A 20,510-nucleotide genomic window follows, 5' to 3' on the forward strand; every position below is an offset into this window, starting at 1 on the left:
TGGGCACCCTCCCCGCGCGACCCCAAATAGCGTCCAGTAGGGTTTGGTCCGCATAAACATCCAAACCCCTGCCTGCGTCAGGGCGGCGACCGACCAGAAAGACGGCCGCGCCGACCGCGCGGGCGAGACTCTCGGGAAGGCGCTACGTGAGTCCCAACGGCTCCGACCGCTCGTCGCGGCGCCCGATGCGGCGGAAGCTGCCGCAGGTGCTGACTGCGGGCCTGATCCTGGCGACCGCAACCGGTTGCACATACAAGGACTTCCCCCGCCTTGGTATGCCCACGCCGGTAACAGAAGAGGCACCACGGATTCTTTCCCTCTGGCAGGGCTCGTGGGCGGCAGCGCTCGCCACGGGCGTGCTGGTCTGGGGCCTGATCCTGTGGAGCGTCATCTTCCACCGACGCAGCCGCACCAAGGTCGAGGTTCCTCCGCAGACCAGGTACAACATGCCCATCGAGGCGCTGTACACCGTGGTCCCTCTGATCATCGTCTCGGTGTTGTTCTACTTCACCGCGCGCGATGAATCGAAGCTCCTCACCCTCTCCCCGAAGCCCACCCACACCATCAACGTGGTCGGCTACCAGTGGAGCTGGGGCTTCAACTACATCGAGAACGTGGACGGCTCTGCCGCCACGGGCAGCGAGATCCCCAAGGAGCTCGACGCCATCCCCAACCGGTTCCGGAAGGACTTCCCCAAGGGTGCGGAAGGCGTCTACGACTTCGGCGTCCCGGGAACGCGGAACCCGCAGAACGGCAACCCGGGTCCGACCCTGTGGCTGCCGAAGGGCGAGAAGGTTCGTTTCGTCCTGACTTCGCGTGACGTCATCCACTCCTTCTGGGTGGTGCCGTTCCTCATGAAGCAGGACGTCTTTCCGGGCCACACCAACGCCTTCGAGGTGACTCCCAACCAGGAGGGCACCTTCATGGGCAAGTGCGCCGAGCTCTGCGGCGTCGACCACTCCCGGATGCTCTTCAACGTCAAGATCGTCTCCCCGGAGCGCTACCAGGCGCACCTGAAGGAGCTGGCGAAGAAGGGCCAGACGGGCTACGTGCCGGCCGGCATCGAGCAGACTGACCCGGCCAGGAATGCGGAGACGAACAAACTGTGAGCATCCTCAACGAACCTCAGGGTGCCGCGGCAGCAGACGACTCGTACGAGGACGAGCTGCCGGTTCGGCGCAAGCAGCCGGGAAACGTCGTCATCAAGTGGCTGACCACCACTGACCACAAGACGATCGGCACGATGTACCTGGTCACATCGTTCGCGTTCTTCTGCATCGGCGGTCTGATGGCGCTCTTCATGCGCGCCGAACTGGCCCGTCCCGGCACGCAGATCATGTCGAACGAGCAGTTCAACCAGGCGTTCACGATGCACGGCACGATCATGCTGCTGATGTTCGCGACGCCGCTGTTCGCCGGATTCGCGAACTGGATCATGCCGCTGCAGATCGGCGCGCCCGACGTGGCGTTCCCGCGGCTGAACATGTTCGCGTACTGGCTGTACCTCTTCGGTTCGCTCATCGCGGTGGCCGGCTTCCTCACCCCCCAGGGTGCGGCGGACTTCGGCTGGTTCGCCTACTCCCCGCTCTCGGACGCGGTCCGGTCGCCGGGTGTCGGCGCCGACATGTGGATCATGGGTCTGGCCTTCTCCGGCTTCGGCACGATCCTCGGCTCGGTCAACTTCATCACCACGATCATCTGCATGCGCGCGCCCGGCATGACGATGTTCCGCATGCCGATCTTCGTCTGGAACGTCCTGCTGACCGGTGTGCTGGTCCTGCTGGCCTTCCCGGTCCTCGCCGCCGCGCTCTTCGCACTGGAGGCGGACCGCAAATTCGGTGCGCATGTCTTCGACGCGGCCAACGGCGGGGCATTGCTCTGGCAACACCTCTTCTGGTTCTTCGGCCATCCAGAGGTGTACATCATCGCCTTGCCATTCTTCGGAATCATTTCCGAAGTGATTCCGGTGTTCAGCCGGAAGCCGATGTTCGGCTACATCGGTCTGATCAGCGCGACGATCGCCATCGCGGGTCTCTCCGTGACCGTGTGGGCGCACCACATGTACGTCACGGGCGGTGTGCTGCTGCCGTTCTTCTCGTTCATGACATTCCTCATCGCGGTACCGACCGGTGTGAAGTTCTTCAACTGGATCGGCACGATGTGGAAGGGATCGCTGTCCTTCGAGACACCGATGCTCTGGGCCGTCGGCTTCCTGATCACCTTCACCTTCGGTGGTCTGACCGGCGTGATCCTGGCATCGCCCCCGATGGACTTCCACGTCTCGGACTCGTACTTCGTCGTCGCGCACTTCCACTACGTCATCTTCGGCACCGTGGTCTTCGCGATGTTCTCCGGATTCCACTTCTGGTGGCCGAAGTTCACCGGCAAGATGCTGGACGAGCGACTCGGAAAGATCACGTTCTGGACGCTGTTCGTGGGCTTCCACGGCACGTTCCTTGTGCAGCACTGGCTGGGCGCGGAAGGCATGCCGCGTCGTTACGCGGACTACCTCGCCGCGGACGGCTTCACCGCGCTGAACACGATCTCGACGATCTCCTCGTTCCTGCTCGGTCTGTCGATGCTGCCGTTCTTCTACAACGTCTGGAAGACCGCCAAGTACGGCAAGAAGATCGAGGTCGACGACCCGTGGGGCTACGGCCGGTCGCTGGAGTGGGCGACTTCCTGCCCGCCGCCGCGGCACAACTTCCTCACCCTGCCGCGGATCCGTTCCGAATCCCCGGCGTTCGACCTGCATCACCCGGAGATCTCGGCGCTGGAGCAGCTGGAGCACCACTCCGAGGATGACAAGGCCCTCGCTGGTGGCAAGGAGGCCGGCAAGTGAAGATCCAGGGCAAGATGTTCATCTGGCTGAGCGTCTTCATTCTCGTCATCGCCGTCACGTACGGCGTGTGGTCGAAGGAGCCGGCCGGTACCACGGCACTCGTCCTGGGCTTCGGGCTGAGCATGATGATCGGCTTCTACCTGGCCTTCACGGCCCGGCGGGTCGACGCCATGGCGCAGGACAACAAGGAAGCCGATGTCGCGGACGAGGCCGGCGAGGTGGGGTTCTTCTCCCCGCACAGCTGGCAGCCGCTCTCGCTGGCGGTCGGCGGTGCACTCGCCTTCATGGGAGTCATCTTCGGCTGGTGGCTGCTCTACTTCTCGACCCCGATGATCCTGATCGGTCTGTTCGGCTGGGTCTTCGAGTACTACCGCGGTGAGAACCGCACCCAGTGACACAGCTGCACCGCTCCACCTGAACGGGGGGCCCGCACTTCTCCGCCGAGAGGAGTACGGGTCCCCCGTTCGCAGTCACATCGCGCGCTGATACGGGTGAATCTCCGTAGCTTGGGTTCATGAACCACACGCCGCGCATCCGCCCCGTAGTGAGCTGCACTCTGCTGGTCGTGACCCTGGTCGCAGGTGTGACCGCCTGTGGCGGGTCCGGAGGCCATCCGCTCGCGGAGAAGCCGTACGACGCCGTGGACGAGATCTCCGCCAACGCCACGGACGGCGACGAGAAGGTCGACCCCGGCAAGCCGCTGGAAGTCACCGTCAACGGCGACGACGGCCGGATCACGGACGTGTCGGCCGTCGACACGACCGGCCGCCATCTGGCGGGCGAACTCGACGCCGACGGGAAGCGGTGGCACTCCACCGTCCCGCTCGCCGCCGGCACCCGGTACACCGTCAGGGTCGGCATGGAGGACGACGACGGCGCTCCGGGCAGCCGTACGCTCTCTTTCGGGACCACCTCCGCCAAGAAGTTCCTGAAGGTCACCTTCGGCCCTCAGGCGGGCACCTACGGCGTGGGACAGCCCATCACGGCGGAACTCAGCGCTCCGGTCAAGGGCAAGGCGTCCAGGGCCAACGTCGAGCGCGCCCTCAGGGTCCGCTCGACGCCCGCCGTGACCGGCTCCTGGTACTGGGTCGACGACAAGACCCTGCACTACCGCCCCAAGAACTACTGGCCCGCCAGGGCCACCATCGACGTAACCAGCGGCCTGGCCGGCGTCAAGGTCACCGACGCCCTCTACGGCGCCCCCACGAAGGCGCTGAGGCTCACCACGGGCGACCGCGTCGAGGCCATCACGAACGCCGCGGCGCACTCGATGACGGTCAAGCGCAACGGGAAAGTGATCAACACCATTCCGGTGACGACCGGCAAGCCCGGCTTCTCCACCCGAAACGGCGTCAAGGTCGTGCTGGGCAAGGAGTACCGCGTACGTATGCGCGGGGAGACGATCGGCATCGCGGAGGGCTCCGACGACTCGTACGACCTGCAGGTCTACTACGCGACCCGGGTCACCTGGAGCGGCGAGTACGTGCACGCGGCCCCCTGGTCCACCGGCTCACAGGGGTACGCGAACGTCAGCCACGGCTGTACGGGCATGAGCACCAGCCAGGCCGAGTGGTTCTACAACACCGTGCGCACGGGCGACATCGTCACGGTCGTGGGCAGCCAGGGCGAGATGATGACGCCGTTCGACAACGGCTTCGGCGACTGGAACCTGTCCTGGGCCAAATGGCTGAAGGGCAGCGCCCTGCAGAAGGACACCACCCCGGAACGCGACGACACGATCCAGGCGGCGCGACTGCGCCCCGAGGTCTGACCGGCCCGGGGAGTGCACTGCCCCTCAGTGGTGCCGCGGACTGGGCCGCGGCGGGATCAAGCGTCCACGCAGTCCCTGCTGCGCAGCAGGGCGGCCAGGGCGTCCGCGAACTCCACCGGCTCGACCGGAAGGGTCACCGCGGCGTCCGCACGGCTCCAGGTGGCCAGCCAGGCGTCCTGCGGGCGCCCGATCAGCACCAGCACCGGCGGGCACCGGAAGATCTCGTCCTTGATCTGCCGGCAGACGCCCATGCCGCCCGCGGGCGCCGTCTCGCCGTCCAGGACGCAGACGTCGATGCCGCCGCGGTCCAGCGCCTCCAGCACGGCGGGCATGGTGGCGCATTCGAGGAATTCCACCGGTGGCACGTCAACCGCGGGCCTGCGCCCGGCTGCCAGCCTCACCTGCTCACGGGTGTTGGCGTCGTCGCTGTAGACCAGGACCGTGGCGGTCGGCTGCATTGTTCCTCCGTGACATCTGTGTCTTCGGGGCTTTCCGGGCATGAACCGATGCGCGGATCGTACTCCGACCGACGGGCTGTCAGCACCGCTTCGGACCGCTGTTCCATGGGCCGTTCGGGGAGGACACACCCGGCTGACACACCGAACGGCACCCCCCGGGGTGAGGGCGGGATAAGCGACCGACATAATGTCGGTCGTGGCGACAGCAACGACAGTAGAAACCGGGCACGCGCACCCGTCGGTCAATCGACCGAACCTCACCAGCGTCGGAACCATCATCTGGTTGAGTTCCGAGCTGATGTTCTTCGCGGCCCTCTTCGCGATGTACTTCACCCTGCGATCGGTGACCGGACCGGAGCACTGGAAGGAAATGGCTTCGGCCCTGAACTTCCCGTTCTCGGCGACGAACACCACGATCCTGGTGCTCTCCTCACTCACCTGCCAGCTCGGCGTCTTCGCCGCGGAGCGGGGCGATGTGAAGAAGCTCCGTGCGTGGTTCGTGATCACTTTCGTGATGGGTGCGATCTTCATCGGAGGCCAGGTCTTCGAGTACACCGAGCTGGTGAAGAAGGACGGCCTCTCGCTGTCCTCCGACCCGTACGGCTCGGTGTTCTACCTGACCACCGGCTTCCACGGTCTGCATGTGACAGGCGGTCTCATCGCCTTCCTGCTCGTTCTGGGCAGGACATACGCAGCCAAGAGGTTCACCCACGAACAGGCGACCGCCGCCATCGTCGTGTCCTATTACTGGCACTTCGTCGATGTCGTATGGATCGGCCTCTTCGCCACGATCTACATGATCAAGTAACCGGGTTCGAACCCGAACCACATCCAGCATCGACGCAGAAGATCCTGACACCGGGGTAATCCGTGAAAAAGCTCTCCGCACGACGACGCCATCCGTTGGCGGCGGTCGTCGTACTCCTCCTCGCGCTGGCGGCCACTGGGGGGCTGTACGCCGCGTTTGCGCCCGCGAGTAAGGCGCAGGCCGACGAAACCGCCCAGTCCCTCGCCATCGACGAGGGCAAGAAGCTGTACGCCGTCGGTTGCGCCAGCTGCCACGGAACCGGCGGTCAGGGCACCACCGACGGGCCGAGCCTGGTCGGCGTGGGCTCCGCCGCCGTTGACTTCCAGGTCGGCACGGGCCGTATGCCGGCGCAGCAGCCCGGCGCCCAGGTGCCGAAGAAGAAGGTCATCTACAACCAGGCGCAGATCGACCAGCTCGCGGCGTACGTCGCGTCGCTCGGCGCCGGTCCGGTCGTTCCGACCAAGAAGCAGGTCGACCCTGCCGGTGCGGACATCGCCAAGGGTGGCGAACTGTTCCGTACCAACTGCGCGCAGTGCCACAACTTCACCGGTGAGGGCGGCGCGCTGACGAACGGCAAGTACGCACCCAGCCTTGAAGGCGTGGACCCGAAGCACCTCTACGAGGCCATGCAGACCGGCCCGCAGAGCATGCCGTCCTTCCCGGACACGACGATGCCCGAGCAGCAGAAGCGGGACATCATCGCGTACGTCCAGACCGTGAACGGCGACCAGACGGAGAACCCGGGTGGTCTGAAGCTGGGCGGCCTCGGGCCGGTCAGCGAGGGTCTGTTCGCCTGGATCTTCGGGCTCGGCGCACTGATCGCAGTTGCCATTTGGGTCGCGGCCCACACCGCTAAGGCCAAGAAGTCATGAGTAGCCAAGAGATTCCAGACGAGAACCTGCCCGCTGAGCAGGGCACCGCGCACGGCGCGGTAGAGGTCGCGGACGACCCGTTCGCCGACCCGGGGCTGCCGGCGCACAAGCCGCGCATCCAGGACATCGACGAACGGGCCGCGAAGCGCTCCGAGCGCGCCGTCGCGTTCATGTTCACGCTGTCCATGCTGGCGACGATCGGCTTCATCGCCTCGTACGTCATCTTCCCGGTCGACAAGATCGTGTACATCTGGCCCTTCGGCCATGTGAGCGCGCTCAACTTCTCCCTGGGTCTGACCCTGGGCGTGGCGCTCTTCGCGATCGGTGCGGGCGCCGTCCACTGGGCGCGCACGCTGATGTCCGACGTGGAGGTCGCCGACGACCGGCACGCCATCGAGGCCGCGCCCGAGGTCAAGGCGAAGGTCATGGCGGACTTCGCGGCGGGCGCCGAGGAGTCCGCGTTCGGACGGCGCAAGCTGATCCGCAACACCATGTTCGGCGCTCTGGCCCTGGTACCGCTCTCCGGTGTGGTGCTGCTGCGCGACCTCGGTCCGCTGCCGGAGAAGAAGCTCCGCGCCACCCTGTGGGCCAAGGGCAAGCAGCTCATCAACATGAACACGATGGAGCCGCTGCGTCCCGAGGACGTCGCCGTCGGTTCGCTGACCTTCGCCATGCCCGAGGGCCTGTCGGAGCACGCGGAGGACTTCCAGAACCAGATCGCCAAGGCCGCGCTGATGATCGTCCGGATCCAGCCGGAGAACATCAAGGACAAGCGCGAGCGCGAGTGGGCCCACGAGGGCATCGTGGCCTTCTCCAAGATCTGCACCCACGTCGGCTGCCCGATCAGCCTGTACGAGCAGCAGACGCACCACGTGCTCTGCCCGTGCCACCAGTCCACCTTCGACCTCTCCGACGGCGCCCGCGTCATCTTCGGTCCGGCCGGTCACGCCCTTCCGCAGCTGCGGATCGGTGTGAACAGCGAGGGCAACCTCGAGGCGCTCGGTGACTTCGAAGAGCCCGTCGGTCCTGCATTCTGGGAGCGCGGATGAGTACTGCGACCGACACACAGCGCAAGGCGCCCGCCGGTGAGCGGGTGGCCGACTGGGCGGACGGCCGGCTCGGGATCTACTCCCTGGCCAAGGCCAACATGCGCAAGATCTTCCCGGACCACTGGTCCTTCATGCTCGGTGAGATCGCCCTCTACAGCTTCATCATCATCATCCTCACGGGTGTGTATCTGACGCTGTTCTTCCACCCGAGCATGAACGAGGTCGTGTACCACGGCTCGTACGAGCCGATGCAGGGCATCCGGATGTCCGAGGCCTACGCCTCGACGCTGGACATCAGCTTCGACGTCCGCGGTGGTCTGCTGGTTCGCCAGATCCACCACTGGGCCGCGCTGATCTTCCTGGCCGGCATGTTCGTGCACATGATGCGCGTCTTCTTCACGGGTGCGTTCCGCAAGCCGCGTGAGATCAACTGGCTGTTCGGCTTCCTGCTGTTCGTGCTGGGCATGTTCACCGGCTTCACCGGCTACTCGCTCCCGGACGACCTGCTGTCCGGTACGGGTGTCCGCTTCACCCAGGGCGCGATCCTGTCGACGCCGATCGTCGGCACGTACATCTCGATGTTCCTGTTCGGCGGAGAGTTCCCCGGTCACGACTTCGTCGCCCGGTTCTACTCGATCCACATCCTGCTGCTGCCGGGCATCATGCTCGGCCTGCTGGTGGCGCACCTGATCCTGGTCTTCTACCACAAGCACACGCAGTTCGCGGGTCCCGGCCGCACCAACAAGAACGTCGTCGGCATGCCGCTGCTGCCGGTGTACATGGCGAAGGCCGGTGGCTTCTTCTTCCTGGTCTTCGGCATCATCGCCATCATCGCGGCGATCGCCTCGATCAACCCGATCTGGGCCATCGGCCCGTACCGCCCGGACCAGGTGTCCACCGGCGCCCAGCCCGACTGGTACATGGGCTTCGCCGAGGGTCTGATCCGAGTGATGCCCGGCTGGGAGATCAACCTCTGGGGTCACACGCTCGTTCTGGGTGTGTTCATCCCGCTGATGGCCTTCGGACTGGTGCTCGCGATCATCGCGGTCTACCCGTTCGTCGAGTCCTGGGTCACCGGGGACAAGCGCGAGCACCACATCCTGGACCGCCCGCGCAACGCCCCGACCCGGACGGCCTTCGGTGTCGCCTGGATCACCGAGTACGTCATCGTCTTCATCGGCGGTGGCAACGACCTGTGGGCCACGCACTTCCACCTGTCGCTGAACGCCATCTCCTGGTTCGTCCGGATCTTCATCTTCGTCGGCCCGGTCATCGCGTTCATCGCCACCCGGCGGATCTGCCTCGGCCTCCAGCGCCGCGACAAGGAGAAGGTGCTGCACGGACGTGAGTCCGGCATCATCAAGCGCCTGCCGCACGGCGAGTTCGTCGAGATCCACGAGCCGCTCGGCCCCGAGAAGCTGCACACCCTCACCGCGCACGAGCAGTACAAGCCGGTCGAGATCGGCCCGACGGTCGACGAGAACGGTGTCGAGCGCAAGGTGTCGGCGCTGCAGAAGCTGCGGGCCCGGCTCAGCAAGGGCTACTACGGCGAGAACAACCAGATCGCCAAGCCCACCGCCGAGGAGTACAAGGAGATCACCAGCGGCCACGGTCACCACTGATCGCCTGAACTGATCGCCACAGCGAGAGCCCCGTCCATTCGATGGACGGGGCTCTTTGCTGCCCCTGGCGCTCGATAGGGTGGAGGTGATCCCTTTTACCGGCTGTGGACCCCAGGAGCGGACCATGAACGTTGTGACCCCGATCGGCGGCGACAGCGTGGCGGACCGTACCTGGCCCGGCGTGCTGAATCCCCTGCTGCGCGGCGAGAACCTCACCGCCGACGACACCGCGTGGGCGATGGACCGCATCATGTGCGGCGAGGCGAGCGATGTGCAGATCGCCGGATTCGCGGTGGCCCTGCGCGCCAAGGGCGAGACCATCGACGAGGTCTCCGGCCTGGTCCGGACGATGTACGCGCACGCCAACACCATCCGGGTACCCGGCCGCACGGTCGACATCGTCGGCACCGGTGGCGACCTCGCCAAGACGGTCAACATCTCCACCATGTCGGCGGTCGTCATCGCCGGCACCGGCGCCAAGGTCGTCAAGCACGGCAACCGCGCCTCCTCGTCGGCGAGCGGTTCCTCCGACGTGCTGGAGAAGCTCGGCGTCAACCTGGACCTCTCCGCGCAGCGGGTCGTCGAGGTCGCCGAGGAGGCCGGCATCACCTTCTGCTTCGCGGTGAAGTTCCACCCCGCCCTGCGGTACGTCGCAAAGGCCCGCAAGGAGCTCGGCACGCCGACCACGTTCAACATCCTCGGGCCGCTCACCAACCCGGCCCGGGTGCGTTCCCAGGCCGTCGGTGTCGCCGATCTGAAGATGGCGCCCATCGTCGCCGGTGTCCTTGCCGAGCGCGGCAATTCGGCGCTGGTCTTCCGCGGTGACGACGGCCTGGACGAGCTGACCACGACCGCGACCTCCCGGGTCTGGGTGGTCCGGGACGGAGCGGTGCGCGAGGAGGTCTTCGACCCGCGCGACGTCGGTCTGGAACTGGTGCCCGTCGAGGCCCTGCGTGGTGCGGACGCCTCGTACAACGCCGACGTCGCCCGGCGGGTGCTGTCCGGCGAGCAGGGGCCGGCGCGGGATGCCGTGCTGCTCAACTCGGCGGCGGCGCTGACGGCTCTCGACCCGACGGACGGCACGCTGAACGAGCAGCTCGCGGCCGGGATCGCGAAGGCCGCCGAGTCCATCGACTCCGGGGCGGCGGCGCGTGCGCTGGAGCGCTGGGTGGCGGCCAGCAACGCCTGAAACGGGCGCAGATGGGGCGCGAGGCGCAGTCCGGATCCTGGACTGCGCCTTGCGCGTCTTCGCACGTATGGCAAGATGCAGGTCAGGTCATGAGTGACAGCGACTACGGCCCCGGCCCGCTGTCCGGCAACCCTCCGTCCGTGGCGGGGTGCCCCGGGTGAAGACCAGGCCGTAGGCAGCGAGGTCTGCGGCAAGCGCGGGCCCCTCGGCATCTGTGAATGCCAACCCCCGGGGTCCTGGTCCCTAGGGAGCCTCTTGTGAGCACGCGAATGCGATAGGGCCGTCGGCCCTCCTCCGCACACCCCTCTTCATCTTTTCCGCTGCGCTGCCGCGTATCCGCCGGCGCATGCGATTCGCCTGCCTCTTACGGGAGTTCGCCATGTCTGTCTTCACCGCTGTCGCCGACCAGTCGCTTTGTGCCCCTCTGCCGGTTCTGGGCAAGGATGTGACGGTTCCGCTGGTCACGGGTGGCGAGGTCACCTACGCCGCGCTCGACTACGCCGCCAGCGCCCCCGCGCTCCAGCGGGTCTGGGACGACGTCGCCGCGTACGCCCCGTACTACGGCAGCGTCCACCGCGGGGCCGGCTACCTCTCGCAGCTCTCCACCGACCTCTTCGAGAACAGCCGCGCGACCGTCGCGGAGTTCCTCGGCTGCCGCGCCGGTGACCAGGTGATCTTCACCCGTTCGACCACCGACTCGCTGAACCTGCTGGCCGCGGTCGTCCCGGCCGACTGCCAGGTCTTCGTCTACGAGACCGAGCACCACGCCTCGCTGCTGCCGTGGCGTGACGCCCGGGTGACGTACCTGAACGCCCCGCGCACCCCGGCCCAGGCGGTCGAGACGCTGGAGCGGGCGCTCGCCGACCGGGAGCCCTACGGCCCCGCGCTGGTCTGCGTCACCGGCGCCTCCAACGTCACCGGCGAGCTGTGGCCGGTGAAGGAGCTGGCCGCCGCCGCCCACGCGCACGGCGCCCGGATCGTCCTGGACGCCGCCCAGCTCGCCCCGCACCACCCCGTCGACATCGCCGAGCTGGACGTGGACTGGGTCGCCTTCTCCGGGCACAAGCTGTACGCCCCCTTCGGCTCGGGCGTCCTCGCCGGCCGGGCCGACTGGCTGCAGGAGGCCGAGCCCTACCTCGCAGGCGGCGGCGCCTCGCGCAAGGTCGCCCGTCGCACCGACGGCGGGGTGGACGTCGAGTGGCACTCCACCGCCGCCCGCCACGAGGCCGGTTCCCCCAACGTCATCGGCGTGTACTCCATCGCCTCCGCCTGCAAGGCGCTCACCGAGGCGGGCTTCGACAACCTGGTCGCCCGGGAGCAGTACCTCGTCGACGCGGTCCGCACCGGCCTCGCCGAGGTCCCCGAGGTCAAGGTGCTCTCGCTGTTCGGCGACGACGCCCCCCGGGTGGGCGTCATCTCCTTCGTGGTGGAGGGCTGGAACAGCTCGCACTTCGCCGCCGCGCTCTCCGCCGAGTACGGCATCGGTGTCCGCGACGGACTGTTCTGCGCCCACCCGCTGGTCCGCACCCTGCTGGGCAGCGACCCGCAGGAGGTCGGCGAGTGCGGTGCGCCGGAGGCCGAACCGGGCGAGCGCTCGTTGAACGCGATCCGGGTGAGCTTCGGCGCCGGTACGCCGGACGAGCACATCGAGCGGTTCGTCCGCGCGGTCAAGGAGCTGGTGCGCAAGGGCGCCCAGTGGAAGTACCGCACCGAGGACGGCCGCTGCGTCCCGGACCGGGGTGCGGCGCAGCTCTGAGGCACACAGCACTTCGGCGGGGGACGGGCAGCCTGTGGGCCCGTCCCCCGCCGAAGTGCTGCGGGGTGGTGAGGTGCGTGCCTACGCGTCGAGGCCGATGGCGAAGGCGGCCTCCAGGTCGTGCTGCGAGTAGGTACGGAACGCCACATGGGTGTCGGTGGCCTCGACGCCGGGGATCTTGCTGATCCGGCCGGGGATGACATCGGCGAGATCGTCGTGCTTGGGCACCCGGACCATGGCGATCAGGTCGTACGTACCGGTGACCGAGAAGACCTCGCTGACACTGTCCAGCGCGGCGATGGCCTCGGCGATCTCGGGAATCCGGTCCACGCTGGTTTTGATGAGCACGATCGCGGTGATCACGGCTGGCTTTCTCCCTCGGTGGCCGTGGCTGGTCCCTTCACTCTATCCGTACCCCGGTAACGCCCCCAGGCGTAGAGGAAGCCGAGGGCGAAGCCCACCACATGGGCCAGATAGGCCACGCCCGGCCCCCCGCTGCCGGCGCCCTGGACGGCCAGCCACTGGAGGGCGAACCAGAAGACCAGCACGATCCAGGCGGGGAAGCGCAGCGGCAGGAAGAAGAGGAACGGGAACAGGCTGGTGACCCGGGCCCTGGGGAACAGGTACAGGAACGCCCCGAGCACCGCCGAGATCGCCCCCGAGGCGCCCACCAGCGTCTGGTCGGACGTGGCGTGCGCGGCCGCGTAGGCGACCAGGGCGAGGTAGCCGGAGATCACGTAGAAGAAGGTGAACCCGAGCCGCCCCATGCGCTCCTCGGTCATCGCGCCGAACACGTACAGGAAGAGCACGTTGCCGAGCAGATGCAGCCAGCTGCCGTGCACGAAGAGGGCGGTGAGCGGGGTGAGCAGGGCGTGTGCGGAGCCGTCCCACAGCTCGCCGGGGATCACGCCCCAGCGTTCGAAGTACCCGGCCTGGGCGGCGAGCAGGGCGTCGGCGGTGCCGGGGACCGGGTTGAAGCCGGACAGTGGGCTGATCAAGAAGACCAGGACGCAGGCCGCGATCAGGGCATGGGTCACCACTGGCCCGCCCGAGGCGACCGTCCGTAGCAGCCCACCGGTCAGCCTGCCGGTAACAGCTCGCCGATCGATCATGAACAGAGCATGACGCAAGCGGAGGGAACGGGACAGACCGCCTCGCCGTGTCGGGGGGACACGACGAGGCCGTAGGGTTACGGCAGGACATCCGCAGTTCGACGGCGCACCGCGAGATCCTTGAAGCAAGGCAGCAAGAGACTCGACGAAAGAGGACGCAACGATGACGACGGTTCCCCAGCCGACCGACGGGACCCGCTGGCGCTGCACGCTCTGCGGAAATCTCACGCGCTTCGACGTGACGCGCTCCTCGAAGGTCGTCGAATATGTCCATCTCGACCTGGCCGGTGAGTCCAGCGTGGAGGAACGCGAGGTGGTCAGTGAGACCATCGAGTCGGTGCGCTGCCGTTGGTGCAACGCGGTGGACCAGATCGAACTGGTGGACAGGCCGGGTGCCGACTCCTGACGGAGCCGCGCCCACAGACATTTGGGGTGACGGATGGTGGAGCAGCCCGCTAGCGGCGCCGAGTCGGCCGAGGCGGCCGACGGTGCCGTCGAGGCGCTCGACCGCCCGCTGCCCGAAGGCGTTCGGCGGCGGGTCGTCGCGCTGGTCTCGGACGCGTTCGGCGGCCTGACGGTCAGCGAACTCCCGGCCCAGCTGCGGCAGTACGCCCGCTTCACCCCGACCCGGCGGGTCAAGTTCGCCGGGAACGCGATGGCGGCCGCCCTGGAGGGCGACGCGCTGTTCCGGCAGCGGATCGGTGACCGGCTCAAGGAGGGGCAGCCGGAGCTGACCGCTGCCCTGGAGGCCGGGGCGCCGCCGGCCGCCGCTGACCCGGTCGACGTGGCCGCGGCGGCCTATGTGCTGCGCCCGGCGGGCTGGGTCAAGCTGGTCGCCGCCGCCGGTGAGGAGGCCCAGCGCGCGGACGCCGAGCGCGTGGACGAGGAGAGCCGCCGCGAGCTGGAGCGGCTGCGCGAGGAGCTGGCCCAGGCCCGCTCCCAGACGAAGAGCGAGACGGAGCGGCTGCGCGTCGAGCTGGACGCGGCCCGCAAGGAGGCCGAATCCCTCCAGCGCAAGCTGCGCAGCGCCGTCAACGAGGTCAAGCGCGGCGAGGCCGCGCTGCGCCGCAGCCGGGCCGAGACCGACGCCGTAAGGTCCGAGGCGGCCGCCCAGGTCTCCGTGGCCGAGAGCGAGAGCCGGCGGCTCAAGGCGCGGCTCGGTGAGGCCGAGGCGTCCGTGGAGGCGGGGCGCCGGGCCGCCAGAGAGGGCCGCTCGGTCGAGGACATGCGGCTGCGGCTGCTGCTCGACACGGTGCTCGACGCGGCGAGCGGACTCCGCCGTGAACTGGCCCTGCCGCCCTCCTCGATGCGTCCCGCGGACAGCGTGGACGCGGTCGAGCCGGGCCGGCTGTCGCCCAAGGACATTGCCGCCAGGGCGCTTTCGGAGACCGACCCGGCCCTGCTCGACCAGCTGCTCGCGCTGCCGCAGGCGCATCTGATCGTCGACGGCTACAACGTCACCAAGACCGGCTATCCGCAACTGCCGCTGGAGAAGCAGCGGTTGCGGCTGCTGGGCGGGCTCTCGGTGCTCGCCGCGCAGACCGGCGCGGAGATGACCTGTGTCTTCGACGGGGCCGAGCTGGCGGCCCCGGTGCTGCTTGCGCCGCCGCGCGGGGTCAGGGTGCTCTTCAGCAAGCCCGGGGTGACCGCCGACGAGCTCATCCGCCAGCTGGCGCGCGCCGAACCTCCGGGCAGGCCGGTCGTGGTGGTCTCCACCGACCGCGAAGTCGCCGACGGAGTGGCGAAGGCGGGCGCCAGGCCCGTTGCGTCCGCCTTGCTCCTGAAGCGCCTTTCGCGCGTTTAGTGATACTCGCCGGTTCTCGGTGGAAATCGGGGAACGGACCGTCAGTTCCTCGCTACACCCCGTGCGTCGTGGGTAAAGAAGTGCGCTCCGTGACAGATTTTTCGGGTGAGGATTTGAACTGATCACAAGTTGGTCACTAGGGTCAGGCTTCGAACCTTCGCACGGTTGATCACCCATCCGGGGTGACAGCGAGGGCACCGCCGAGTCCGTGACATGCACGGAGCCGGGGATTCAGATCCCCCACAGCCCGGTAGGCGGCTCGAGGAAGAAGGAGCTCGCCTCCGTGGCGTCCCACCGTCGTCCCAAGCAGCCGAGCCGCGCCCGTGTGACCGTGCTCACCGCGACCGCCGCCGCGGCCGTGGCCCTGACCTCCCAGGCGGCCCACGCCGACCCTAAGCCCTCCAAGGGCGAAGTCCGGGAAGAGGTCGAGAAGCTCAGCCACGCGGCCGGCGACGCCAACGAGAAGTACTACGGCGCCAAGGAGAAGCAGCAGAAGCTGGAGAAGGAAGTCGCCGCGCTGCAGGACAAGGTGGCCCGCGGCCAGCAGGAGGTCAACAACCTGCGCAACGGCCTCGGTTCGCTCGCGGCGGCGCAGTACCGCTCCGGTGGCATCGACCCGTCGGTGCAGCTCTTCCTCTCGTCCAACCCGGACACCTTCCTCGACGAGGCCTCGGCCCTCGACCAGTTGACGGCCAAGCAGACCGAGACCCTGGGCAAGATCCAGGAGAAGCAGCGGGTCCTCGCGCAGCAGCGCAAGGAGGCCCAGGATAAGCTCGGTGACCTCGCGGACGTACGCAAGACGCTCGGCGAGAAGAAGAAGGACCTCCAGACCAAGCTGGCCAAGGCGCAGCAGCTGCTCAACTCCATGACCGCCGCCGAGCGCGCGAAGATGCGCGAGGACCAGCAGCGCGCCAGCCGCTCCGCGGGCGACCGGGTCGAACTGGGCAACGAGCTCCCCGCCTCCGCCTGGGGCGCCGCCGCTCTGAACGCCGCCAAGACCCAGGTAGGCAAGCCGTACGGCCGCGGCGGCACCGGCCCCGGCTCCTTCGACTGCTCCGGGCTGACCCAATGGGCCTACGCCCAGGCCAACGTCCAGATCTCCCGGGTCACTTACACCCAGGTCAACGACGGCGTCCACATCGGGCGCAGCGCGCTGAAGCCGGGCGACCTGGTCTTCTTCAACAACACCGCGCACGTGGGCCTCTACGCGGGCAACAACACCGTCCTGCACGCCCCTTATCCGGGCACGTTCGTCCGTTACGAGTCGATGGACACCATCGGCAGCTTCCAGTTCGGCGTGCGCGTCGGCTGACGACGCCCGAACGAGCGAATTCCCGCGCCCGCACGGACAGTCCGCCCCGCCGGAGACCACAGGTCACCGGCGGGGCGCCGTCGTTTCTGGCACTCTTCCTCACGGCGCGGCCGTTCGTCGCTCCGTGATCGTCCGACTACTGTCTGCCTGCTGTGCGGCTCCCGGTCGTCGGTCCGCCCGCCCCGGGCGGCAGGGGCTGCGCGCGTCTGCGTACAGCGGAAGGAGTGCGGCGTCCTGTGGTGTCCCATCGCCGTTCCACACAGTCCGGCCTCAACCTGAGCGTCCGGGCCACCGTTCTGTCCGCCGCGGCGGCGACCGCGGCCGCCACCCTCGGCGCGGCCACCGCGAACGCCGACCCGCAGGACTCCCCCCGGACCGCGAAGGCCCGCATCGACCGGCTGTACACCGAGGCGGAGCGGGCCACCGAGCAGTACAACGAGGCCGGTGAGAACGCCGGCCGGCTGCGCGGCGAGGTCGACCGGGCCCAGGACCGGGCAGCCCGTGGCCAGGAGCAGGTCAACCGGATGCGTACGGTGCTCGGTTCGGCGGCGAGCGCGCAGTACCGCTCCGGTGGCATCGACCCCTCGCTCGCCCTGCTGCTCTCCTCCGACCCGGACAGCTACCTGGACCGGGCGGCCGTGCTGGAGCGCCTGAACGGAGTCCAGGCCGCCGAGCTGCGGGAACTCCACAAGGTCCAGCAGGGGCTGGAGCAGACCCGGGCGGAGGCGGACCGTGCGCTGGCCGAGCTGGAGCTCAACCGGGCGGCCGCCACCCGTCACAAACGGACCGTCGAACGCAAGCTCGCCGAGGCCAGGAAGCTGCTGGCGGCGCTGCCCGGCGCCGACCGGGCGGAGTTCGAGCGGGCCTCGCGCTCCGGCCGCGACCGCCTGCTCCCGGCCATGGCCGGTCTGCCGGCCGGCTCCGCACGCGCGGCGGCCGCCGTCGCGGCGGTCCGGCAGGCGCTGGGCCACCCATACATCTGGGGGGCCAACGGACCGGCCGGATTCGACTGCTCCGGGCTGATGCAGTGGGCGTACGCCCGGGCCGGGGTCAGCCTGCCGCGCACCTCGCAGGCCCAGCGGTACGCGGGACACATGGTGCCGCTCTCCGAGGCCCGCCCCGGCGACCTGGTCGTCTACCGCGCGGACGCGAGCCACGTCGCGATGTACGTCGGCAACGGCCAGGTGATCCACGCCCCGTACCCCGGGGCCCCGGTACGCTACGACCCCGTCGGCATGATGCCCGTCTCGTCGGTCACGCGCGTCTGACCGTACCCTCGATCGGGTGATGACGCGGCGGGGACGGAACGGCGGGCCGAGCGCGGCGGGAGCGCTGCTCGCCGGGCTGCTGCTCGTCTCCGGCTGCGCGGTCCCCGACGACGGCGCCGCCCCCGAGTCCACCACCCGGGCCGTCCGCGCCACGCTGGACCGCCGGGCCGCTGCCGTGCTCGCCCACGACACGGACGCCTACTTGGCCACCACGGACCCCCGGGCCACCGGGCTGCGCGCGGCCCAGCGCCAAGAGCTCGGCAACCTCGCCGACGTACCGCTCGGCTCCTGGACGTACCGGCTGCGCGGCGTGACCGCTCAGGGCACCGACCGGGCCACCGCCGACGTGGAGCTGCGCTACCGGATCAAGGGCTACGACGCGGCGCCGGTCGCCGCGGACCGGGTGCTCGACCTGAGACGGGACCGGGCGGCCGGCCGCTGGTACGTCGTCGGGGACCGGGCCGGCGGGGACGGCGCCCGCCAGCTCTGGCAGCAGGGCGACGTGCGGGTGGTGAGCGGGAAGCACAGCATCGTCCTCGGGGTGGGCCGCACCGGTCAGGAGCTGCGTGCCATAGTCAGGACCGCCGACCGCGCGGTCCCCGCGGTGTCCGACGCCTGGCCGGAGCGCTGGGCGGGCCGTGTGGTGGTGCTCGTGCCGCGCACGGTGGACGACATGGCCGAGCTGCTGGGGTCGGCGGCGGACTACCGGGGGATCGCCGCCGTCACGACAGGGCGGACCGGCGGCGCGGGGCGGAAGCCCGCGGACCGGGTGATCGTCAACCCGCAGGCGTACGGCACGCTGGGCGCCTTCGGGCAGCGGGTCGTCCTCACCCACGAGACCACCCATGTCGCGACCCGCGCCCACACCTCCGCCGCGACCCCGACCTGGCTCTCCGAGGGCTTCGCGGACTGGGCGGCCTACCGCGGCGAGGACCGCACCGCCGCCCGGATCGCGCCCGAACTCGCGGACGCCGTCGCGCGCGGCGAACCGCCGACCGCCCTCCCCACCGACGAGGACTTCGGCTTCGCGGGCGACGCCGCGCGCCTGGCGAGGGCGTACGAGGGCGGCTGGGCGGCCTGCGAGCTGATCGCCGACCGCTGGGGCGAGCAGAAGCTGCTCGCCTTCTACCGGGCCGTCGGAGGGCACTCGGGACGCGACGGGGCGGTGGAGCAGGCCATGCACGAGGTGCTCGACACGACTCCGCAGGACTTCACCGCGCTCTGGCGGGATTACCTGCGCTCCGCACTCGGCTGAGCCCTGCGCACGGCTCAGGAGCCGACCGGCTCCGTCTCACGGCCGAGGCCGGACCGGACGGCGGACCCGCCGTCGCGCCCCGCCCCGGTGACCGTATGCCGCCACAGCCGGCCACAGGCGATCAGCGTCGCCGCGACGAGCAGGCCGTTGCGCACGAACATCAGCGTCACGCCCGTCGCGTCGCTGGTCACCACGTGCGTGAACCCGAGCGGGAACTCCCACTGGGTGACGCCCGTCGCCAGCAGCACCAGACCGGCCGGCAGCACCATCCGGCTGTCGCGGAACACCAGGCAGACCGCCGCCAGACCGACCAGCCAGAGCATGTACTGGGGGCTGATCACCCGGCTCGTCGTCGTGAACAGCAGCACCGCCACGAACGCCGCGTCCGCCGGGGTGCTCGCACCGAACTCACGGGCCCGCAGCCGCCACACCAGCAGCCAGCCGAACGCCAGGACGGACAGACCGAGGGCGAGCGTGCTCACCAGCGGCACGTGCGGCCCAAGGAACTCCATCGAGCCGTAGTGGTACTCCACCCGGCCCTCCCAGCCGAACTGCCGCGCCACATGGAAGACCAGCGCCCCCAGCGACTCGACCTCGGTGCCCCGGTCGCGCTGGAAGCCGAGGAAGGCCAGCGCACCGGGCATCGCCACGGTGCACACCACCAGCAGCCCGGCCGCCGTCACCGCCGCGGCCGTCCACGCCGACCGCGTGTACCGGCCGCGCGCCGTACCGGCCAGGATCAGCGCCGGCCACACCTTCAGCAGCGCACCGACGGCGGCCAGCACACCCATCACCCGCGGATGCCGCACCCCCGCGAGCAGCGCCGCCACCGCGACCGCCGTGACCATCACGTCGTAACGGGCGTACGCGGTCGTGCCGAGCAGCGGCACCCCCGCCACCCACACCCAGGCGCCCGCCACCGACCGTCCGCCGCCCCGGCCCGCGTACAGCAGCAGCCCCAGCACCAGCGCGTCGCACACGAACGCGAGGACGAAGAAGGCCGAGGCGTAGTCCAGGAACGGCAGCAGCGCGGGGGACAGGACGGCGAGCGCGGCCAGCGGCGGGTACTGCCAGGTGACGTCGGACTCCGGATACGTACCGGTCTTCAGGACCTCGGACCAACCGTGGTAGATCACCGAGACGTCGCTGGTCACATCCGGTCCGGGCAGCGTGATCACCTTGGTGACGAAGCACAGCAGCGCGACCCTGGTCAGGGCCCACACCGCCGCGGCGGCGAGCCGTGCGCCGGCCGATCCCCTCATGAACGCCTCATCCGTGTTCGTCATCCGTCATTCGTCGGTCGTCGCCCGGTGGTTGACCGGTGGTTGCCCGGTCGGTGCTCCGCGGGCATTCCGCGCGTACGAGGAGCCATGATGCCCGCCCGGCCGGTGC

Annotated in this window: 19 protein-coding genes and 1 riboswitch; of the genes, 15 read left to right on the forward strand and 4 right to left on the reverse strand. The window is 69.1% G+C overall.

Features of this window, described 5'->3' with window-relative positions; all coding sequences use genetic code 11:
* Positions 1–146: 146 nt before the first annotated feature.
* The 4 genes from coxB to ACIRJP_RS03520 all read left to right on the forward strand — a co-directional run bounded on the left by coxB (position 147) and on the right by ACIRJP_RS03520 (position 4,613).
* Positions 147–1,109, forward strand: coding sequence for a cytochrome c oxidase subunit II (gene coxB, locus ACIRJP_RS03505; RefSeq protein ID WP_404167737.1), 963 nt, complete (start codon positions 147–149; stop codon positions 1,107–1,109).
* Positions 1,106–2,842 carry a cytochrome c oxidase subunit I gene (gene ctaD / locus ACIRJP_RS03510; RefSeq protein ID WP_388580486.1) on the forward strand — a complete coding sequence of 579 codons (1,737 nt, stop codon included), beginning with the start codon at positions 1,106–1,108 and terminating at the stop codon, positions 2,840–2,842. The genes coxB and ctaD overlap by 4 nt, the downstream gene beginning before the upstream one ends.
* Entirely contained in the window at positions 2,839–3,237 is a 399-nt protein-coding gene (locus ACIRJP_RS03515; RefSeq protein ID WP_404167739.1) for a cytochrome c oxidase subunit 4, read from the forward strand. The genes ctaD and ACIRJP_RS03515 overlap by 4 nt, the downstream gene beginning before the upstream one ends.
* Positions 3,238–3,356: 119 nt before the next feature.
* Positions 3,357–4,613 carry an Ig-like domain-containing protein gene (locus ACIRJP_RS03520; RefSeq protein ID WP_404167741.1) on the forward strand — a complete coding sequence of 419 codons (1,257 nt, stop codon included), beginning with the start codon at positions 3,357–3,359 and terminating at the stop codon, positions 4,611–4,613.
* 56 nt (positions 4,614–4,669) lie between these two features.
* On the opposite strand, the gene ACIRJP_RS03525 is transcribed toward ACIRJP_RS03520, so the two are convergent.
* The gene (locus ACIRJP_RS03525; RefSeq protein WP_404167743.1) at positions 4,670–5,071 is read right to left on the reverse strand and encodes a hypothetical protein; all 402 of its coding nucleotides are present in this window, start codon (positions 5,069–5,071) and stop codon (positions 4,670–4,672) included.
* Positions 5,072–5,258: 187 nt separating this feature from the next.
* On the opposite strand from ACIRJP_RS03525, the gene ACIRJP_RS03530 reads away from it, so the two are divergent.
* From ACIRJP_RS03530 to ACIRJP_RS03555, 6 genes are all read left to right on the forward strand, one after another.
* On the forward strand, positions 5,259–5,879 hold the full coding sequence (locus tag ACIRJP_RS03530; RefSeq protein WP_124718117.1) for a heme-copper oxidase subunit III: 621 nt from the start codon (positions 5,259–5,261) through the stop codon (positions 5,877–5,879).
* 62 nt (positions 5,880–5,941) lie between these two features.
* Entirely contained in the window at positions 5,942–6,751 is an 810-nt protein-coding gene (locus tag ACIRJP_RS03535; RefSeq protein WP_356080000.1) for a c-type cytochrome, read from the forward strand.
* Complete coding sequence (locus tag ACIRJP_RS03540) at positions 6,748–7,800, forward strand: Rieske 2Fe-2S domain-containing protein (protein ID WP_404167745.1); 1,053 nt, start codon at positions 6,748–6,750, stop codon at positions 7,798–7,800. The genes ACIRJP_RS03535 and ACIRJP_RS03540 overlap by 4 nt, the downstream gene beginning before the upstream one ends.
* Positions 7,797–9,422, forward strand: coding sequence for a cytochrome bc complex cytochrome b subunit (locus ACIRJP_RS03545; protein ID WP_376416800.1), 1,626 nt, complete (start codon positions 7,797–7,799; stop codon positions 9,420–9,422). Before ACIRJP_RS03540 ends, ACIRJP_RS03545 begins: the two co-directional genes overlap by 4 nt.
* A gap of 124 nt (positions 9,423–9,546) precedes the next feature.
* Complete coding sequence (gene trpD / locus ACIRJP_RS03550) at positions 9,547–10,611, forward strand: anthranilate phosphoribosyltransferase (protein WP_404167747.1); 1,065 nt, start codon at positions 9,547–9,549, stop codon at positions 10,609–10,611.
* An 85-nt stretch (positions 10,612–10,696) separates the two neighbouring features.
* A riboswitch (SAM riboswitch) is annotated at positions 10,697–10,814 on the forward strand.
* 176 nt (positions 10,815–10,990) lie between these two features.
* Positions 10,991–12,367, forward strand: a complete 1,377-nt coding sequence (locus ACIRJP_RS03555; protein ID WP_404167749.1) for an aminotransferase class V-fold PLP-dependent enzyme — start codon at positions 10,991–10,993, stop codon at positions 12,365–12,367.
* An 81-nt stretch (positions 12,368–12,448) separates the two neighbouring features.
* On the opposite strand, the gene ACIRJP_RS03560 is transcribed toward ACIRJP_RS03555, so the two are convergent.
* Together ACIRJP_RS03560 and ACIRJP_RS03565 are read right to left on the reverse strand one after the other, a co-directional pair.
* Positions 12,449–12,730, reverse strand: coding sequence for an Lrp/AsnC family transcriptional regulator (locus tag ACIRJP_RS03560; RefSeq protein WP_124718123.1), 282 nt, complete (start codon positions 12,728–12,730; stop codon positions 12,449–12,451).
* Positions 12,727–13,479 (reverse strand): rhomboid family intramembrane serine protease, encoded by a 753-nt coding sequence (locus tag ACIRJP_RS03565; RefSeq protein ID WP_404167751.1) that lies wholly within the window; start codon positions 13,477–13,479, stop codon positions 12,727–12,729. Before ACIRJP_RS03565 ends, ACIRJP_RS03560 begins: the two co-directional genes overlap by 4 nt.
* A 163-nt stretch (positions 13,480–13,642) precedes the next feature.
* Here ACIRJP_RS03565 and ACIRJP_RS03570 point away from each other — a divergent pair, with 163 nt between their 5' ends.
* From ACIRJP_RS03570 to ACIRJP_RS03590, 5 genes are all read left to right on the forward strand, one after another.
* Complete coding sequence (locus ACIRJP_RS03570; RefSeq protein ID WP_014156692.1) at positions 13,643–13,885, forward strand: hypothetical protein; 243 nt, start codon at positions 13,643–13,645, stop codon at positions 13,883–13,885.
* Positions 13,886–13,921: 36 nt separating this feature from the next.
* The gene (locus ACIRJP_RS03575) at positions 13,922–15,283 is read left to right on the forward strand and encodes an NYN domain-containing protein (protein WP_404167753.1); all 1,362 of its coding nucleotides are present in this window, start codon (positions 13,922–13,924) and stop codon (positions 15,281–15,283) included.
* A gap of 283 nt (positions 15,284–15,566) precedes the next feature.
* Positions 15,567–16,595 (forward strand): NlpC/P60 family protein, encoded by a 1,029-nt coding sequence (locus ACIRJP_RS03580; protein ID WP_351257454.1) that lies wholly within the window; start codon positions 15,567–15,569, stop codon positions 16,593–16,595.
* A gap of 236 nt (positions 16,596–16,831) precedes the next feature.
* Positions 16,832–17,863 (forward strand): NlpC/P60 family protein, encoded by a 1,032-nt coding sequence (locus ACIRJP_RS03585; protein WP_404167756.1) that lies wholly within the window; start codon positions 16,832–16,834, stop codon positions 17,861–17,863.
* A 19-nt stretch (positions 17,864–17,882) separates the two neighbouring features.
* Complete coding sequence (locus ACIRJP_RS03590; protein WP_404168191.1) at positions 17,883–19,118, forward strand: hypothetical protein; 1,236 nt, start codon at positions 17,883–17,885, stop codon at positions 19,116–19,118.
* Positions 19,119–19,132: 14 nt separating this feature from the next.
* Here the strand turns inward: ACIRJP_RS03590 and ACIRJP_RS03595 are convergent, their stop codons facing one another.
* The gene (locus tag ACIRJP_RS03595; protein WP_404168193.1) at positions 19,133–20,380 is read right to left on the reverse strand and encodes a glycosyltransferase 87 family protein; all 1,248 of its coding nucleotides are present in this window, start codon (positions 20,378–20,380) and stop codon (positions 19,133–19,135) included.
* Positions 20,381–20,510: the final 130 nt, after the last annotated feature.

The organism is Streptomyces sp. NPDC102437 (assembly GCF_044765565.1).
GTDB lineage: Bacteria > Actinomycetota > Actinomycetes > Streptomycetales > Streptomycetaceae > Streptomyces.

Bases quoted from the DNA above. Each gene is read 5' to 3' on its own strand.
- ACIRJP_RS03595 (WP_404168193.1), bottom strand. From the start codon at position 20,380: ATGAGGGGATCGGCCGGCGCACGGCTCGCCGCCGCGGCGGTGTGGGCC.
- ACIRJP_RS03530 (WP_124718117.1), top strand. From the start codon at position 5,259: ATGTCGGTCGTGGCGACAGCAACGACAGTAGAAACCGGGCACGCGCAC.
- ACIRJP_RS03540 (WP_404167745.1), top strand. From the start codon at position 6,748: ATGAGTAGCCAAGAGATTCCAGACGAGAACCTGCCCGCTGAGCAGGGC.
- ACIRJP_RS03570 (WP_014156692.1), top strand. From the start codon at position 13,643: ATGACGACGGTTCCCCAGCCGACCGACGGGACCCGCTGGCGCTGCACG.
- ACIRJP_RS03590 (WP_404168191.1), top strand. From the start codon at position 17,883: ATGACGCGGCGGGGACGGAACGGCGGGCCGAGCGCGGCGGGAGCGCTG.
- ACIRJP_RS03565 (WP_404167751.1), bottom strand. From the start codon at position 13,479: ATGATCGATCGGCGAGCTGTTACCGGCAGGCTGACCGGTGGGCTGCTA.
- ACIRJP_RS03520 (WP_404167741.1), top strand. From the start codon at position 3,357: ATGAACCACACGCCGCGCATCCGCCCCGTAGTGAGCTGCACTCTGCTG.
- ACIRJP_RS03545 (WP_376416800.1), top strand. From the start codon at position 7,797: ATGAGTACTGCGACCGACACACAGCGCAAGGCGCCCGCCGGTGAGCGG.
- ACIRJP_RS03525 (WP_404167743.1), bottom strand. From the start codon at position 5,071: ATGCAGCCGACCGCCACGGTCCTGGTCTACAGCGACGACGCCAACACC.
- ACIRJP_RS03555 (WP_404167749.1), top strand. From the start codon at position 10,991: ATGTCTGTCTTCACCGCTGTCGCCGACCAGTCGCTTTGTGCCCCTCTG.
- trpD (WP_404167747.1), top strand. From the start codon at position 9,547: ATGAACGTTGTGACCCCGATCGGCGGCGACAGCGTGGCGGACCGTACC.